Below are 18,750 nucleotides of genomic sequence, written 5' to 3'. Positions count from 1 at the left end.
GTTGGTTATAGAAATCTACCTGCCACTGGTGCCATGTAATGGCACATGAGTCCTTTGAAGATAAGGAAATTGCCGAATACCTCAATGAGAATTTTGTAGCAATAAAAGTGGACAGAGAAGAACGACCGGACATTGATAATGTATATATGACAGCTTGTATAAGTCTTACTGGAGAAGGAGGGTGGCCGCTAAGTATATTTATGGCTCCGGATCAGAAGCCTTTTTATGCGGGAACTTATTTTCCAAAGCACTCCAGGTATAATATGCCCGGATTTACAGATCTGCTAAGAGCGGTCAAAAAAGCATGGGACAACTCAAAAGAAGAGCTGTTAAAATCCGGTGATGAAATTATGGAGGCCATGCAACAGAAGGAACAAATAAAATCAGAAGTAGACCTGAGAGAGCTGACAGACTCCGGTGCAGCAGCTTTTAGGAAGTATTTTGATAAAACCAATGGTGGTTTTGGCAGAGCGCCTAAATTCCCCACACCTCACAATCTGATGTTCCTGCTTAAATATTACCATTATTACAAAGAGAAAGAAGTACTCACTATAGTAGAAAAGACACTGGATGCTATGTATCGGGGCGGAATATTTGATCATATAGGATACGGTTTCTCCAGATATTCTACAGACTCAGTCTTTTTGGTGCCTCATTTTGAAAAGATGCTGTATGACAATGCCCTGCTGACCCTTTCCTATCTGGAATGCCTGCAGCTGACTGGAAAGAGACATTACGGTGATATTGCAGAAAGAATTCTGCTTTATGTGGAACGGGAGCTTAGAAGCAGCCAAGGCGGTTTCTTCTGTGCCCAGGATGCAGACAGTGAAGGAGAGGAAGGGAAGTATTATACCTTTTTGCCTGAGGAAGCAGTAAAGTTACTGGGTAAGGATAATGGAAAGTACTTTAATGAACACTTTGATATAACAGAAAAAGGTAATTTTGAAGGAAAGAACATTCCGAATAGAATCCCTGCACTAGAACTTGGTAACATTGAGACCATTCTGGAGGAAAGAATTGATGCTCTGACCCCCCAGATTTATAAGTACCGTTTGGGAAGGACTGAGCTTCACAAGGATGATAAGATTCTCACCTCCTGGAATGGTCTTATGATAACAGCCTGCGCCAAAGCCTACAGAGTATTAAAAGAAAAAAAATATCTTTCAATGGCTGAAAAAGGGGTTGCCTTTATTGAAGAGCATCTATCTCAGAAAGGGCGTCTAAAAGTACGTTACAGAGACGGCAGCAGTAAAGGAGAGGGACATCTTGAGGATTATGCATTTTATTGTCTTGCATTGCTAACCTTATATGAAGCTTCTTTTGATATTCAGTATCTTAAGCTTGCAGTCAGTTATGCAAAGACAATGCTTGCTTTCTTCTTTGATGAAAAGGAAGGCGGATTTTATTTAAGTGCGAAAGACAGTGAAAGTCTGATCTACCGGCCCAAAGCAGTAGATGATAATGCTATACCCTCCGGTAATTCTGCGGCAGCATTTGCATTAAAGAAGCTTGGGGATCTGACTGGAGATACGGAATTCATAAATTCAGCTGAGCTTCAGATAAAGTATCTTTCCGGGGTTATTGATCATCCCTTGTCACACAGTTTCACACTCTCAGCTATGCTTGATTTCATACAGCCCGGCAAAGAGCTGGTATGTGTCACAAAAGACGGAGATACATCAGCTTTAGAGGAGTTATTAAACCGTCATTATCTTCCCGGTTTAAGTGTTGTGGTAAAGAGTACAGAGAATGACGAGCAGCTTGGTGAGCTGATTCCTTTTACCAAAGATTATCCGGTAGAAGACAGGACAGCTTATTATCTATGTCAGAACAGAAGCTGCCAAAGGCCGGTTTATGATATTTCTGCGCTGAAGGAACTTATGGAGTTATAAAACAAAGGAGCAGTTCAAACAGGAGCATATATCCTTCCGTTTGTGCTGCTCCATTCATTATTTTTTCGTATTATTAAACCATTCTAGGGTAGCCGTCTCAAATTCTTTGGGAAGTATCTTATGGTATACTTCGTTATAGAGCCAGGCAATAGTCTTGGTACTTAGATACTTCTTCATTTCGTTTTCGGCCTCCAGCATAACCACTTTGATTAAGCAGGGACATTGTGTGTGTGTGTCGGGCAGATTATCTTTATCCAGCAGAATGTTGTTCTGCCTGATTTCCGCACATTGAAAGAAAGACTCGTTTCCTTCAACCGCCTCGACCACATGCCAGAAGGTTATTTCTTCTGCCGGACGTGCTAATGCATAACCTCCGTTGACACCTGGAATTGATTTTATAATGCCTCCTTTACTTAATTTCGTAAAGACCTTGGACAAATAGGTTTCAGAGATTCCCTGAAAAGCTGCCAGATCTTTTATACCGACGGACTTTCCAGCTTCCGAATTAACCATATATAATAAGCAATGCATTGCATACTCTACACCAACAGAAAATTTCATATTATCTCCAATCCGTGCGTCCCGCGCACTTTATACCATATAATAATAGCCTAATCAGAACATTCCTTCAAGAGACACTTATAAATAAAATGGATAGTATATAAATTTGATTTCATATTTGAAGCTGTTAAAAACATCTCAACATCTCAAGTTGTCAGCAAATAAAAATAAAACTAAAAATAATAGATTGACAAATGAGCAGAAACATTATAATATAATTAAAGATAATAGTTATCGACGATTATGTGTATCTGCGATTTGATTCAATATATCTTTCAGCAGTTGTCGGTAATAGCATACCACCAGGAATTACATAAATAACCAATCTAAATTTATTTTAACATCAATTCAAGAAATCGAATGGAGGATAATCAAATGTTTTCAGAAAAATTTTTAGAAGTATTAAATCATGAAGGAGTGGTATCCATAGTAACCTGTGCAGATAATGAAGCACATGTAGTAAATACCTGGAACAGTTATTTGGTCATAACAGAAGATAATAGAATTCTTATTCCTGCAGCTGCTATGCTTCATACAGAGAATAATATAAAGAGTAATCCCAGGGTTAAGCTCGCACTGGGCAGCAAGGAAGTAATGGGATATCAGTATATGGGGACAGGCTTCTTACTGGAAGGAACAGCTAAATTTCTGAAAGAAGGAGAGGACTTTGGCAGAATGAAGGAGAAATATCCTTTCCTTACCAGAGTATTGGAAATTACAGTAGAAGCCTGCAAACAGACACTGTAAAGAATCGTTTTAAGGAGGGCAGTATGCCCAGAATTATTTATAAGAATGAATGTATTGGATGCGGCACCTGCCAGAGAGTATGCCTGGTAGGATGTATCAAAGAGGGGGAGAATAGAAAGCGGAGGGTTGATATTACTGCCTGTGTAGATTGCGGAGCCTGTCAGTTTGCCTGTCCTAAGAAATGTATCCTGGAACAAGAATAGAGAATAAAAGCTGCTATTTCAAAGTATCACTTCAACAAATTTAATGTGAAGCGAAGCTTTAAAATAGCAGCTTTTGATATAGTTAAGATATTGATATAGTTATATGTTAATATAATTATGATGGTTAATATGGTTACGATATTCATAATTATGATGTTAATAAGATTACGATATTCATAATTTTTATGCTAATATGAGTTAAATATTCATAATTTTGATGTTAATATAATCGATATTTATAATTTTGATGTCGATACGATTTCTATATTACATAATTTGGAGATTAACAAAATTTTAATATTATGCGACTTTATTTTAAATGTTAGCTAGATAGTAATAAAAGTAATAAAAATTCTCAAATCTTACCGGAATAGTGATATTCCGGTATTTTCTTTTATCCAGTAATAAAATTTAAGATTAAACTTCTCTGATATTTCTGTAGGATAGTTATCAATGATATAATCCAGTATCTTGATGAGACAATCCATGATTTTGTTAGCGCTTTCTTTATTCATTCCCGAAGCTGCGCCACAAAGCCACTCAAATTGTTCGGCAGGAATGATTTCATTTATTTTCTTAAGCCCTAAATAAGCATAATCCTTGTCATAAAGATAGCGGAGTAAAATAGCACTATAGCTGATGGTACTGGACATAATATGCTGTGCCCAGGGATAATTTCCGCGCCTGAAGGCTGCATCGCCCTCTATAAAGTAATACATGGCCTCGTTAAAGTATTCAACCAGCTCTTCCACAGAGATAATACGAAATTCAGGTTCATAGGAACTGAATTTATCCGCTGGATCGTAAATGATCCTGGCTTTGTCACTATGAGGAAGAGTGTTTGCTGTAACGGTATATAAATCGAAATGGAGACCGTTGTTAAAGATTGCAACAATCTGTTCTGCAACAAAATTCACATGGCTGGCATATAAAACCGGCAGATAGCTCTCCAGATATTCCATTCTATTTGCCAGAAAGGTCTGCAGGTGTTCCTCTTTAACAACCGCATACATATCTACGTCAGAGAACTCATCATCATCTCCCCGTCCAATGGAGCCTTTAACAAGAATTGCTTCACATAGTCCATCTGCTATCATAGCTTTACTGATTACATCAATTGCTTCATAGGTTTTCATAATTACCTCTTTCCGGATTATCCAATTTGTAATGATTCCTTTTATACGGATACTGCTGAATAACTGTAGGGTGTGCCTGTAGCTTTTTTGTGCCGGACCGGATCACACTTTATGGGTGGTTAAACACTGCATTTGGAACGAGTAACGATTGTTCAGACATGGCTTAGGTTACCACAATAAATTTATCTACATTTTCAAATAATAAAGCTGCCTGTGTATTTAGATCTTCGCTGAAGGCAGAGCATTCTTCCGCTGCGGCAACATTATTTTGAACGATAGCAGATATCTGGTTGATGCCTTGGGTTATTTGCATAATCTCGTTGTTTTGTTTCCTGCTCTGACCATCTATTTCTTTCATTATATCTCTAAAACGGTCGATCATGGTGTTGATATCATTTAAGGAGGAAGCGGTTTCAAGTGTAGTTTTTGAACCTTCTTCAACTGCTGCAATGGAGGTATTGATAAGTTTTTCTGTTTCGTTTACAGCATCTGCCGACTGCATTGCTAACAGGCGCATTTCTTCGGCTACAACAGCGAACCCTTTACCCTCTGCACCTAAACGGGCTGATTCAATGGAAGCATTCAGTGCCAGGAGATTGGTTCTGGCAGCGATTGCACCTACTGCTTTGTTAATGGAGCTGATTTTTCCAGAAGCAAGTTCGATATTATCCATGGCAGTCCGTAAGTTCTGCATGCGGCCATTACCTTCTTCCGCTTTATCTATAATCTTTTCTATGTATTCCGCAGCTCTGTCCACACTTTTAGTATTTTTCTCTACATGAGCAGAGATTTCATCCAGGGAAGCGGACAGCTCCTCAATAACTCCGGCCTGGTCACTAGCTCCCTCCGCCAGTGTCTTTGACATATCGGAAACCTGTACGGAACCGCTCTTTACCTGGCTGGAGGCCTGATTGATGGAGAGCAGTGCTTCGTTTAGGAAGGAAGTAATGTCATTGATAGAGTTCTTTATAGGTATAAAATCGCCCTGATAATTTCCTGCGGTCTGAATTCTTAAATCACCGGAAGAAATTTTTGAGAGATTCCTGGTGATGTCTTCCACAATAGAGTACATTTGTGTGATCAGGCTGTTTTCGGCAGCTGCCAGAATCCCGGTCTCATCTTTCGTTGTAATATTTTCCGTTCCGGCGGAATGGACATCACCTTCAGACAATTGATGAAGTCGTCTGGTCACCAGTGTCAGAGGCTGTATGATACCAGTTATAACTTTGCTGGTCTTTCTTGTACCGACAAAAACACAGGCAATACTTATAAGGATCAGCAAAGCACTGGAAACAGCCTGCTGGCCTCGGAGCTTAAATACTTCACGGTTAATATCATCGTAATAATTCCCGGTGCTGATATACCAGCCGTATGGTTCAAACTTTTCGGTGTAAGCTCTTTTCTTAAAGATGCCGTCTTTTTCCGGTTTGGTGAAATAAAATTCTGTATAAGAGGTCCCGTTGTCCCCTGCTTTAATAAGATTTTGTATGTAATAAGTACCTTTTTTGTCTTCCGCTTCAAACCTCATGGTACCTTCGTATTCAGGATTCATATGAACAACGCACAAGCCGTCAGCCATATCAGCCCAAAAGTATCCATTGCCATTATTATAACGACTGTCCCTGACTAACTGTTCGGCTGTTGCCAAAGCTTCTGCCTCCGTTATCTCACCGTTCTCATAACGTGCATAGTTAACTGAAAGGGTGCTGATAAGATTATCAACGGCGGTTTTGATTTCCACATCGAAGCCCTGTTCCTTCTCCTTTATGGCTGTGTCGTAGGATATCTGTAATGCAATTCCGGCTGTTACGAATAATGCAACAACTGTTACAATTAAAATATTCTTAACTCCCTTAAGCAGCTTGTCCTTTAACAACAAGTCTTTGGTGTCTGTCTTTTTCATTTGTAAGCCTCCATTTTCATTTCTGTCATTCGTTATAATCGGTTAATCTGGACATGCCCGGCTATAGAGCCTGATAAGTCTGGAAACTCAAAAGATAACTGTAAGCAAAGATTCATATATTTCTTCAAGATCAAAATCATGGGATGAAGTTCGTGTAGTTCTTGTATAAGTATCCATAGCTCAATTAATTATAGTTATCTTATTCAAAAATTACAAGTAAAAATCATAAATGAGATTTGTAAATAGTATTCCGTGAAGTATATTTCATCCATTTTTCAACTTAAAATGGATTTTTGGTTTTTTGAATGGTATTTTAAGCGAAATTGTATAATTACTTTATTTAAGTGTCAAAAAAATAACAAAAACAAACAAGCTAAAAATTGATATAAGTTTAGAATTATAAAAATATGCACTATTCAAAGTTGAAAGTGAACAGTATTTTATAAAAATTGAATGGAAAATATTACATATCCGATTTAATATAGGATTTGTAAATTTTAGAAAGGAACTTTTTGGGGTTTGTTTACGGAGGGCAGCAAAGCTTTAAGCTGCTGCCTGTAGGTAAGAATTATGATTGGAGGTAAAGGGATGAAAAAGCGAAAACGCAGAGTGCTTGCCATACTATTGGCTGTAACCATGACTGCAGGAAATGCAGCCGGTACCGGTTTGCCGGTAGCTGCACAGGAAATCGGTGGGAACACGTCAGGCTATGCGCATTATGCAGAGGAACAATTAATTGCCGAATACAACTTTGGCACAGATATAACAAAGGATAGTGTTTATACACCCGATACAGGAGTTGGTTTTCAGGATGTGGCATATCCAAATGAAGCAGCGGGCTGGGTTAGCGGGGTATATAACCCAAGAGTTCCGGTATATACTGAAGCTGCCGGATATGTAAATACTGTGTCAGGAGGAGCAATCAGTGCAGACGTACTGGAAATATCGGGGAAGGTGTGGACAGAAACAGAAAGCAGCGGTTATGGTGTATACACCTATGAAAATACTTCGGAATTCAGTATGGATCTTGAGAATGCTGATTACAATATAGGCATCACTCTGGTAAATCCAACAGATACAGCCTATACTGCATATCTGGAGGCAGAGGATATAACAAAAGCCTCCGGTATTACGGTAGTTCCGGGAGGTTCGGTAACATCAACCATAACTGCGGTACTGGTGGACGGACAGCTGAATCTGAAATTCCTGGCAGCCAGCAGTGCCACCCAGGAAGCTTCAGCAGTTCCTGGTAAGGTATATGTAAGTAAGGTATCCGTAATCAGGCAGGCAACCAATGGAACAGTAGCGAAACCGACAATATTTATTGCCTCCGATTCAACAGTGCAGACCTATGATGCATATTATTATCCTCAGACCGGCTGGGGTCAGGTAATGCACAAATTCTTTGGCAGCTTTGTAGGCGAATATGAAACAGCTGACTGTAACTACAGCCAGGCCCAGACCTATGAAACCGAAAACGTTGTAATTGAAAACAGGGCAATCGGCGGCAGGAGCTCCAAGTCCTTTATAGACGAAGGGAAACTGGATGACCTCCTGGAGGACGTAAATCCCGGTGATTACGTACTGGTGCAATGGGGACATAATGATGCCACAACCTCCAGGCCAAATCGTTATGTGTCACCGGCAGAGTTCCCGGAGGCTTTACAGTATTACATAGACGGGACCAGACAGAGAGGAGCTACCCCTGTCCTTGTAACCCCGGTAGCCAGGTACAGCCCGAAGGCCGACGGAACCTTTAACAGTGACTTTGAAAGTTACAGGCAGGCTATGTTAACCTTAGGCGCAGCCCAGGGAGTTCCGGTACTGGACTTAACGGGTGCTTCCCTGGCCTTGTGTGAAAGTATTGGTGTGGAGGGCAGCAAGTCTTTATTCCTGCATCTGGCAGCCGGCGATTATGAGGGCGCTTATGCCGGTGGTGTTTCAGATTCTACCCATCTCCAGTATTATGGCGCATATAAGTTTGCCCAATGTGTGGCAAAGCTGATTGGAAGCTACAGTACCGATGCACAGCTTGATGCATTGAAGGGAGCGGTAGAGCTTAATGCTCCCACCACCCTTCCGGCAGCAGTTACCGGAACGACGGTTACTACGGTAGGAGCAACCAGTGTAAGCTTTAACTGGAACAGTGCGGAAGGTGCGGAGCTGTACTATATCTACCGAAAGGAACTTACGGAGGGTGAGACCATAGACAATGTGGACTTTTCAACGGCACAAAAGTATTCTGTAAGTTCTACGGTTAAATATACAGATAAAAACTGCGTGGGCGGAAGAACCTATGTGTACGCTGTCAGAGCTTTTAATGAGTTCGGATTAGGTGAGTTCTCAGAGAAATTCGCCGTAACCACCAAATCTGCACAGTATAGATACGACTTTGACAATGTGGCCTCTGACCCGGTACTCGCGGGCTGGAATCAGGTAACCAGCACCCAGCTCTATTCTGAGACACTGGGATACGGCTGGATTACCGCGCCCAATGGAGGCCGGTACCGCGGAAATAACGGCAATGCCGATTCCAATGCCATGACGGATGATTTCTGTCTGGGAGCAGGTGAATTTACGGTAAAATTACCGAATGGTGATTATGAACTGAAAATATATGCAGGTGATCTGCTGTCTACCGCCAGTACCATTAAAGCTTCCTACACATCAGAAGGAGCAGCTATTGGAACAATTTCTGCAAGGCAGTCAATCGGTACCTTGAGTGCTGTGGTCAGGGTTACGGATGGGATGTTGAATTTAGGAGTAGGAGGTACCAATGCTTATATAAATGGTATGGAAATTACACCTTTATTACTGGCACCGGCCAATGTATCCTATTCAGAACTTGAATTTACCGAGCGGAATGCTACCTTCCTCATAAGCTTTGGTGAAGTAAGCGAAGCTGTTTCCTATAAGGTATATCAGAAAGCTTCCACTGACTTAAACTTTACTGTTGTTAAGTCCATTACGGCAGCCGACAGGGAATCTCTGGACGCAAGGGCAATGGTGGCCAACATCGGTGAGACCAGACAGTATTATGTAACGGCTGTAACAGCTGATGGTACAGAATCGGCAGCCAGCTCTGTCTTAACCATCGAAATGACAGACTCTAATTCACCACCTCCGGCTAAACCGGTTAATCTGACCTGTGTTTCAGCAGCAGAAGGGAATATCGTAATTTCCTGGGAGGCAGTAAATGGTGCAATTTCCTATAACATCTACCGCTCTGACAAAGCTGAAGGAGCCAAAGGTTTTACCGGCTTTCAGAAAGTAGGAGAAGCAGCGGCACCTTCTTATACAGATACTGACAGTGACCTGGATACCAATATTCACTATTACTACAAAGTGGAAGCGGTAGGAAAAGGCGGTGTAGGGGAGAAATCCGATGCCTTGCAGACTCCCATAACAGATTCCCTTATCAGACAGAAAGCAGAGGTGCTCTCTGACAGAGGTCTGGTAGCAGTAGATCTGTCAGGAGATAAGGGTGGTGAAATCAATGTAACCACAAAGGATACAGAAGGGAATGAACTGACCTCAGGGGTATATTTAAGCTGGAGACTTTTAGAGAGTGATACAGAGAATACTACCTTTACAGTCTATAAAAATAATGAGATATTAATCTCCGGTCTTTCTGTAACAAATTGTGTGGATGCGTCAGGTACTTCCGGTGATGTATATAAAGTAACAGGAAGTTCCGATGGTACATCATCAGGCATAGAAGCGATAGCAACGGCTGTCTGGGACAATTATTTCATAGAAATGCAGCTAGATAAACCAGAAGACCAGATAATGCCCGACGGAACAAGCTGTACCTACACAGCCAATGATATGTCCGTAGGAGATTTGGATAAAGACGGTGCTTATGAACTTATAGTCAAATGGTATCCTTCCAATGCCAGGGATAACTCCGGAGCCGGTTATACCGGTACTACCATACTGGATGCTTACGATATCAATCCTGCTACAGGAGAAGCCCTTCTAATGTGGAGAATTGACCTGGGAGTTAATATTCGTTCCGGTGCCCATTATACCCAGTATCAGGTATGGGATTTTGACGGTGACGGCAGTGCAGAGCTGATTTGTAAAACTGCCGACGGCAGCACCTCTTACCAGAATGTGAACGATGTCCTTACTGAAACCGGATATGTAGGAGTTGTAAATGCTTCAGCATTACCTACCTCTTCTGTCAGCAGTTCCAATGATTATAGGAATACCTCCGGTTATATCTTAAACGGACCGGAATATCTGACAATCTTTGACGGTGAAACCGGAAGGATTATTGATACCACGGAATATATACCTGTAAGAGGGGATGTTTCCTACTGGGGAGATGCTTATGGCAATCGTGTAGACCGATTCTTATCAGCAGTTGCTTATCTGGATGGTGAGAAGCCCAGTGCTGTGTTCTGCCGTGGATACTATACCAGATCCTGCCTGACTGCTTTTGATTTTGTGGATACCAATAACGACGGAATCGGCGATAAGCTTCAGCTGCGATGGAAATTTGATACCAATGATTATCCGGCAAGTATATATGGTGAAACAGAAGCCCAGGGTAATCATGGACTTTCCATAAATGACCTGGATCATGACGGGAAAGATGAGATTATATATGGTGCCCTGATCGTAGACCATAACGGAAGCTTAAAATATGCCACCGGTTTAGGACATGGAGATGCCATGCATGTATCCGACTGGATTCCTTCCAATCCTGGACTTGAAATCTTCTCTGTACATGAGCATTCCAATGCCAAATACCAGGTAGAGATACATGATGCGGAAACCGGCGAAGTGTTATGGGGGTATTTTACCGGTGTAGATACCGGACGTGGTGTAGCAGCAGATGTGGATCCCCGCTATGAAGGGGCGGAAATGTGGGCAAATCCTGCCTGGGACGGTACGGACGGAGGACTTTATTCTTCCCTGTCAACCCTGGAGAATTTTATTAAGATATCCAATGGAACACCGGATGTGAACTTTTCACTTTTCTGGGATGGAGATTTGTTAAGCGAATTACAGAACCATAGCTTTAACAACAGTGCTTATGTACCCATCAGTACCAACATTACTAAATGGAATTATACAGACAGCATATCGGAAAAACTCTTTGAAAGTACGGAGGTTTATACCAGCAACGGTACGAAAGGTAATCTGGGGCTGGTAGCAGATATTCTGGGTGACTGGAGAGAAGAAATCATAGCAAGAGCCTCTGCGGATAACAGTAAGATCAGGATATATACTTCAACCATCTATACGGATTATGTTATTCCCTGCCTTATGGAAAATGATGCTTACCGTATGGGTATCGCCTGGCAGAATGTTGGCTATAACCAGCCGGCTAATCTGGACTATTTATTGACAGAAGGAGTGCAGACTGCAAAGCTGAGCTTAAAGGAAGCTGGTATCCATTCCGTAGAATTTAACTTTACGCCAGCTTCCGATAGTATCTATGGTTATGAGACAGAAGGCTATCAGATACTGCGAAGAACAGGACAGCAGGGGGCTTTTGAACTCCTTGATACGGTGGATAAAGATACTCTTACCTATAAGGATCTGACGGCGGCTTCCGATACTGCTTATCAGTATTGCGTAGCAGCAGTAATAAAAGGAAAGTCCTCTTATCTGTCATTACCCTTGGAGGTTAAGACTGCAGTGGATTTGACTTCAATAGTAGACTTTGAACTTGAGGACTTAGTAGAAGATACCCCTGTGCCCGCAGGCGGAGTGGCGGCACTATTACCGGCAGCCATAAAGGTAATAGACTCAAATGACAAAGAAACAGAAGCCGGCGTTACCTGGGATGTTACAGAGTTGAACCTGAAAGAGCCGGGGACCTATCAGGTAATAGCAACTATAAATGGTTATACACTTAAAATTACGAAAACCGTAACGGTAATACCGAATATTATTACAGGATATGAATTTGCGGGATATACAAAGACCAGTGAGACAGAACCTTATTATACCCATTATCTTGTAAAAAATGAAACCTCCATCGTTCTCCCCGCAAAGGTAACCTTCCATTTCTTAAACGGTACGGCAGAGGAAGCAGCAGTTACCTGGGATACTACAGGAGTTGATAAATCACGTACTGGTATTTATGAAGCAAAGGGAACAACGGCAGAGTTAAAGACTTCTGACGGAAAGTTCGGTACCAGAACTGTAAAGATGAAGGTAGAGGTTAAAGAGGATTACATTGTAAGCCTTGATGAAATCCAAAGTGTTGAAGCGGCACTTAACAGTACGGAAGCCGAATTAAAGGCCCTGCTTCCCACAGCGGTAAATGCAAACTTCAAATCAGGTGATAAATTAAGCGTGCCTGTTATCTGGAATATAGAGGCAGCGGCTGAATCACTTAAGACCGTGGGCAATATAACAGTTACCGGAACTATTGCAGACTACTCTGGGACAGCTGCTATTACCGTATATGTAGACTATAAGGCATTATGGAGATTTGACTTTGGTATCAGTACCGGTAATGTTGAAATCGGATGGACCGGAGTTACCGTAAATGCAAAAGGTGCTAAAAAGACGGCAGAGCAGCTGGGAATTGAGTATTCAGCAGCCAAAGGTTATGGTTTTAGTAATAGTGCTGCAATAATTGAAGGTCGTACGGAGGTGTTTACACAAAAGGGAATACTTCCTGCCAAAGTTTATACAGATTTCGTACTTCCTGATGGGCAAACTTTCCTGGTTGACCTTCCTAATGGTACTTATAAAATTGACTTTTCTTCTGGTTCCGCAAACAAAAGCAGTGTGAAGGTAACCGTAGATAACGCTGCCTCTGTATTTACAGTAAGCAATGCGGCAAATACCTATAATATTGGAAGTGTAAGCAATGTAATTGTGACCGATGGGCAGCTTTCCATGTATTTTGCTACGGGAAATACCTCCAGGTTGAACGCAATTATTATCAGGCAGGTATCAGAAGCAGGTACTACACCGACAGCAACAGCAACACCGACAGCAACAGCAACACCGACAGCAACAGCAACACCGACAGCAACAGTAACACCGACAGCAACAGCAACGCCGACAGCAACACCGACAACGACAGCAGAACCAACCCCGACAAGCACACCAACTGTAGCCCCAACCATAGCCCCTACAGTAACAGTAACCCCGACAGCTACGGTGTCGCCTACAGTAACACCTGTAATTACAGGGACGCCAACACCTACAGTAACACCTGGGATAACTGCAACACCTTCAGCAGAACCCACACCAACGGTTACAGTGATTCCTACAGAAACACCTGGTCCGGCAACAGAACCAGGAATCCAAGGCGCAGATAATATAAAAGGCTGGGAGGATATTGCAAAATACCTGAGACAGGCAGCAGAGGAAGGGCAGAAAGAAAATATCGTAATCCAGCCAGGAAGTGATTCCGTTCTTCCCAAAGAAGCCCTGTCAGCTATTAAAGGAAAAGATATCAGTGTGGAACTGAAATATGACGGTTATAGCTGGATTATTAACGGAAAGGATATAACGGGTAAGAACCTGGCAGCCGTTAATCTTAAAATACTTCTGAATAAAGCTGCAATACCGGGTACACTTATTCAGGAAACAGCTGGTGAGAAACCTTATGTTCCCTTACAGCTTGCTCATAGCGGTGAATTTGGCTTCCAGGCAGCACTAAAGATTCAGCTGAAGGAGAGTAACGCTGGTAAATTTGCAAGTCTGTATTATTACGACCCGCTGACTAAGACTCTAAAACTTCAATCCATAAACAAAGTCGATGCAAAAGGAAACACCTCTTTTCAGTTTGTTCATGCCTCTGATTATGTGATTGTTTTAGAAGATAAGCTTTCTTTAGAGAGTGAATTAGAGGAGCTAAAGGCTGCAGTTCCATCATCAACGCTGTATTTTGGCGGGAATACCGGAAATACCACAACAGTTAAGCTGGAAATTCCGGAGGCGGTAAAGGCAGCAATTGCTAATGGAGCGGTTACAGAGAGCATAAGCTATAAGTCAAGCAATATAAAAGCAGTCACAGTAGACTCCAAAGGTAAAATAACTGCCAAAGGTATTGGAGCTGCTACCATAACAGTTACTGCGGCCATTGGCGGCATAACAAAGACCTTTACCAAAAAAGTAACAGTAAAGCAGGCGTATATAGAGGTAGTACTGAAAACGAATTCCATGAAGAAAGGTGAAATATTTACCTTTGCTGTAAAAGGTTATGGATACACTGCAAACAGCATAACTTATTCCACTGCAAAAAAATCCATAGTTGATATCAATAAGACCACCGGCAGAGCCAAAGCAGTATCAAAAGGTACGGATTATGTGGTGATAACCTACGGAAAACATACACAAAAAATCAAAGTAACAGTTAAATAAAGTTTTTGGGCCGCCAACAGGCGGCCCTTTTCTCATGTATTGCAAATCCTATAAATCAATATTTGATTTGTGTATTAATTTATTTAAAGAATTCCTGAAACTAAACAGGTGGCACCAAGTGTGGTAATATAAGTTAAGCTATACAATTGTTAAACAGGGAGGAATTTATAATGGATTATACCATAAATAATAAAGAGGCCTGGGAAGAGGCTTTTAATAATCACAAGGAAGGCTGGGGAGATGATATTGATTCCCGCCTGGCAAATGAGAACCTTCCATTTATAGAAGGAGTGCTGGCAGAGGAACTTACCCAGTATGATTTTAAGGGTAAGTCAATTGCACAGTTCTGCTGCAATAACGGAAGGGAATTGATGGGACTTATGAAGCTGGGGGTTTCTAGTGGTACAGGCTTTGATATTGCAGAAAATATGATTGCCTTTGCCAATAAGAAAGCCGGGGAATTAAGCTTAAACTGTACTTTTATCGCAACAGATATACGAGATATCAACGAAAGTTATAATAACAGCTTTGACTATATTTTTATAACCATAGGGGCTTTGGCCTGGTTTCGTGATTTAAGGACATTTTTTGAAAAAGCAGCAGCCTGTCTGAAACCCAAAGGGCTATTATTTATCAATGAGATGCATCCGGTAACAGGTATGTTTGGTGTATATGGAGAAGAGAACTTCAACGAAAGTATGCCTGAAAAAATTGTGAACTCCTATTTTAAAGAAGATCCCTGGATTGAGAATAACGGTATGGGATATATGTGTGGGAAAGATTATGAATCAAAGACTTTCTACAGTTATTCACATACGCTGTCAGATATCATGAATGGAATAATTCAAAATGGGATGAACATAACCAAACTGAAGGAATTTGATTATGATATCTCGGAATCCTTTCAGGAATTGAATCATAAAGGTATTCCGCTGTCTTATCTTTTGGTAAGCAGAAAGATTTAGAGTTATAGCCCACTAAGAGGTATACATGGTTTTAAACTCCGTGGGAGTGCAGTCCTTCACCAGCCGGAACATACGAATAAATGCTGAGAGACTTGAAAAACCGCACCGCAGGGATACTTCTGTAATGGTTAATTCATTATCAGCCAATAATTTTTCAGCTGCTTCGATGCGCTTTTTATTCAGGTACTTGTAATAAGAGACATTGGTGAACTGTTTGAACAGGCGGCTGAAGTGATATTTGCTGAAGCCAGATAATGCTGCAGCCTTATCAAGGCTTATGTCTTCCGCACAATGTTCACTGATATAGCTGCAGATATACAGAAAACGTTCGGTATATTCCCGCTGCTTATTAAGCCTGCTGTTAAAGCAATTCAGATTAGGAGAATAACTTCTGCCTATACGTACAAAGATCTCAAGGAGCTTCGCGTAAATAGAAGCTTCACTGAGAGACATATCATTAAAATATTCTTCGGAAATTTCGTAAAGAAGCTCTTTGATGCTATTATGGGCTTCTTTTTTATCCTCGGGAATTATCAAAAGAGCAGGAGAAATAATGGACAAAGTTGCTTCTAATTCTTTTATTCCGTGAAGAAGAGTAAAATCTGCCTGAAATATAAGTCTTTTTCCAATCTCCGCTTCCATACTGTGAACGGCTCCCGGAGTAATGATCAGGATATCACCTTCTCGTAAAGTAAACAAAGTCTTACAGCAGGTGACCCGGTAACTGTTTTCAATGGGCATGATGATTTCCAGAGGAGCATGCCAATGGCTGGGATAGGCTTCACAGTCCTCATTGGCATAAAGCCTTATGGTCGTATTGGTCTTAAAATTAACGGTTTCTTTTATTCCATTCAAGGTTTCTATCATGATTATAACCTCGCTCTCCTTACTATATAGTTTAAATAAAGTTTTTGTTTAACTAAGAGTATCTGAAAATTCTTTCATTGTTTAAAACTCCATGGTGGTTTTCTGCTGCGGGATTGCTAGCCAGGCAGCAAGTAACACTACTTAAAAATATGTATGGTAAACAAAAAGTTGGGCGTCTGTACAGAACAGGAAGTAGGTTTCTTAAAAATTGCGATTTTTTTAGAGTCATAATAGAGTATATAACTAGTATATACCTTTGTACTATAAGAAAGAAAGGTTATTTTGTATATTTCTTACAAGGAAAATCAAGTTAGTATAAGCACTATAGATAACGCGGAGTAAATAAGGTTTTATATCGTACTCATGTTTATAGCAAGAATTAGGAGTAGATGAGCAATTATTTGGAAGAAAATGGGTAATTGCTTTGCTATACTTTACTCATTGCTTAAAGGTTAGGCTGAATATTGGGTTTACTTACCACAATTAATAATGAGTAGGAGGTTATGTATTTATGTTTAAGAAAAAAGTTCTTGCAGTACTTCTCACAGCGGTAATGGTATGCGGTTCCTTCGCGGGGTGCGGAGGTAATAACGCTAACGGAGGAGATAAGGCCGCAAATGCTTCAAATGGGAAAGTACAGGAGATCAAATGGATGTTCTGGGATGATCTGACAGCAACAGAGGATTTGATTTCCCTGGGTTATGCTGATGTTATTAACAGGTTCAATGAGGATTACAAGGATAAATACCATGTAACGGCTGTTACCACAAATCTGGAGGAATATGATACCAAACTGAATGCCTTGATTGCCTCCAAGAACTGTCCTGATGTGTTTATATGTAGTCCCGGTCCAAATCTTACCCAATATGTAGAGGCCGGTGTTGCAGCGGATTTAACGGATATTCTTAAAACCAGTGAAAAGGATTGGTATAGTAATTTTACAGAAGGTATCTTTGAGCGTATGACCTATGACGGAAAGATTTATGCAGTGCCTACCAACTTTGCAGCAGCATTGGTATTCTATAATACGGAAATGTTTCAAAAAGCGGGCGTAGAGGTACCTGCAAACTATGATCAGTGGATTGAAGCCTGCAAGAAGCTGAAAGAAGCCGGATATACACCGATTTCCTGTTCGGCCGGAACAGCCTGGTGCCTGTCCATGATTGCGGGTTATCTTTGTGACCGTGAGGGCGGACCGGATAATTTGAAGGGTGTGAATGAAGGAACCCTTGACTGGACTGACAAGACCTTTCTTGATGCAGGCAATAAACTGGTAGAGCTATCCAAGTATTTTCAGGAAACTGCAGCAGGGGATTCCAATGATCAGGCAACGGCTGCCTTTTATAACGGAGAAGCTGCCATGCTGGTTCAGGGTTCCTGGGCAATTGGACAGATTAACGGAAATAACCCGGAATTCGAGGCAAAATGTGGTGTATTCAGCTTCCCCGGCATAGAAGGCGGAGCAGATCCTAACCGTATGATCGTTAAGACAGACAACCTTGTAATGAGTGCTACCACGAAGAACCAGGAAGCCTGCCTGGCATTAATGAAATATTTTACTGATGAGACAGCACAAAAATACACAGCTGAAATCGCTGGTAAGATTCCGGTAATCGACGTGGCATATGATAAGGAAAAAGCACCGGCACAGCTTGGCTATGTAATGGATATCCTGTCTAAATCAACCGGAACGCTGGGCTTTTATAATGAATCCCTGGTATCGGTGGAGGCTGGAGATGTATTTGATAATGCAATGGTCGATCTGTTCCTGGGCAGTCTGACCCCTGAACAGGCTTTTGAACAGGTTCAAACTTTCTATACCGAGAATGTCCGTAATAAAAAATAGAACGAAGGGTAAAAAGGAGACTGTTTATTTCACAAGGCTGCTGTAAGAAGTCCCATGGTTTTCTTTCACACAACAACTGAAAGGCACATTACCCATTTCTGTGTACTATAACCGTAAAAAAACTGTTCGCTTTCAGTACACAGAATTGGCAATTTGTCTTTCAGACCGTTCATGACAGAAAAGCCAAGGACTTCTTGCGACATTCTTTTTGCGCATTCTTGTAACATTCGTTTACGCAGCCCCTGGGGTTCGTATCAACGAAGTTAAGTAAAAATTGCCAGGGAGGT

The 18,750-nt window shown here is 41.3% G+C and carries 9 protein-coding genes and 1 pseudogene; 6 read left to right on the top strand and 4 right to left on the bottom strand.

The window, feature by feature from the left end; translation table 11 throughout:
* Positions 1-26: 26 nt before the first annotated feature.
* Positions 27-1,892, top strand: a pseudogene (locus BR73_RS0122595) (thioredoxin domain-containing protein); the annotation flags it as partial.
* Between the two features lie 57 nt (positions 1,893-1,949).
* Here the strand turns inward: BR73_RS0122595 and BR73_RS0122590 are convergent.
* Entirely contained in the window at positions 1,950-2,453 is a 504-nt protein-coding gene (locus tag BR73_RS0122590) for an Rrf2 family transcriptional regulator (protein ID WP_033168114.1), read from the bottom strand.
* A 375-nt stretch (positions 2,454-2,828) separates the two neighbouring features.
* On the opposite strand from BR73_RS0122590, the gene BR73_RS0122585 reads away from it, so the two are divergent.
* Positions 2,829-3,200 (top strand): pyridoxamine 5'-phosphate oxidase family protein, encoded by a 372-nt coding sequence (locus tag BR73_RS0122585; protein ID WP_033168113.1) that lies wholly within the window; start codon positions 2,829-2,831, stop codon positions 3,198-3,200.
* A 23-nt stretch (positions 3,201-3,223) separates the two neighbouring features.
* A complete protein-coding gene (locus tag BR73_RS0122580; RefSeq protein WP_033168112.1) occupies positions 3,224-3,403 on the top strand; it encodes a 4Fe-4S dicluster domain-containing protein in 180 nt (59 codons plus the stop codon).
* A 362-nt stretch (positions 3,404-3,765) separates the two neighbouring features.
* On the opposite strand, the gene BR73_RS0122575 is transcribed toward BR73_RS0122580, so the two are convergent.
* Entirely contained in the window at positions 3,766-4,539 is a 774-nt protein-coding gene (locus BR73_RS0122575; protein WP_033168111.1) for a hypothetical protein, read from the bottom strand.
* Between the two features lie 163 nt (positions 4,540-4,702).
* Positions 4,703-6,442: a cache domain-containing protein gene (locus tag BR73_RS0122570; RefSeq protein WP_033168110.1), complete on the bottom strand. Its 1,740-nt coding sequence runs from the start codon at positions 6,440-6,442 to the stop codon at positions 4,703-4,705.
* Positions 6,443-7,030: 588 nt separating this feature from the next.
* On the opposite strand from BR73_RS0122570, the gene BR73_RS27840 reads away from it, so the two are divergent.
* Complete coding sequence (locus tag BR73_RS27840; protein WP_051685501.1) at positions 7,031-14,785, top strand: Ig-like domain-containing protein; 7,755 nt, start codon at positions 7,031-7,033, stop codon at positions 14,783-14,785.
* 170 nt (positions 14,786-14,955) lie between these two features.
* The gene (locus tag BR73_RS0122560) at positions 14,956-15,750 is read left to right on the top strand and encodes a class I SAM-dependent methyltransferase (RefSeq protein ID WP_033168109.1); all 795 of its coding nucleotides are present in this window, start codon (positions 14,956-14,958) and stop codon (positions 15,748-15,750) included.
* 12 nt (positions 15,751-15,762) lie between these two features.
* On the opposite strand, the gene BR73_RS0122555 is transcribed toward BR73_RS0122560, so the two are convergent.
* Positions 15,763-16,617, bottom strand: coding sequence for an AraC family transcriptional regulator (locus BR73_RS0122555; protein WP_033168108.1), 855 nt, complete (start codon positions 16,615-16,617; stop codon positions 15,763-15,765).
* Between the two features lie 511 nt (positions 16,618-17,128).
* On the opposite strand from BR73_RS0122555, the gene BR73_RS0122550 reads away from it, so the two are divergent.
* Positions 17,129-18,463, top strand: a complete 1,335-nt coding sequence (locus BR73_RS0122550) for an extracellular solute-binding protein (RefSeq protein WP_033168107.1) — start codon at positions 17,129-17,131, stop codon at positions 18,461-18,463.
* The last annotated feature ends 287 nt before the right edge of the window (positions 18,464-18,750 follow it).

Source organism: Clostridium sp. KNHs205 (assembly GCF_000702945.1).
Taxonomy (GTDB): Bacteria; Bacillota; Clostridia; order Lachnospirales; family Lachnospiraceae; genus Anaerocolumna.
Note: the sequence above shows the minus strand (reverse complement) of the source record. Positions and strands in the feature narration are given on the sequence as shown.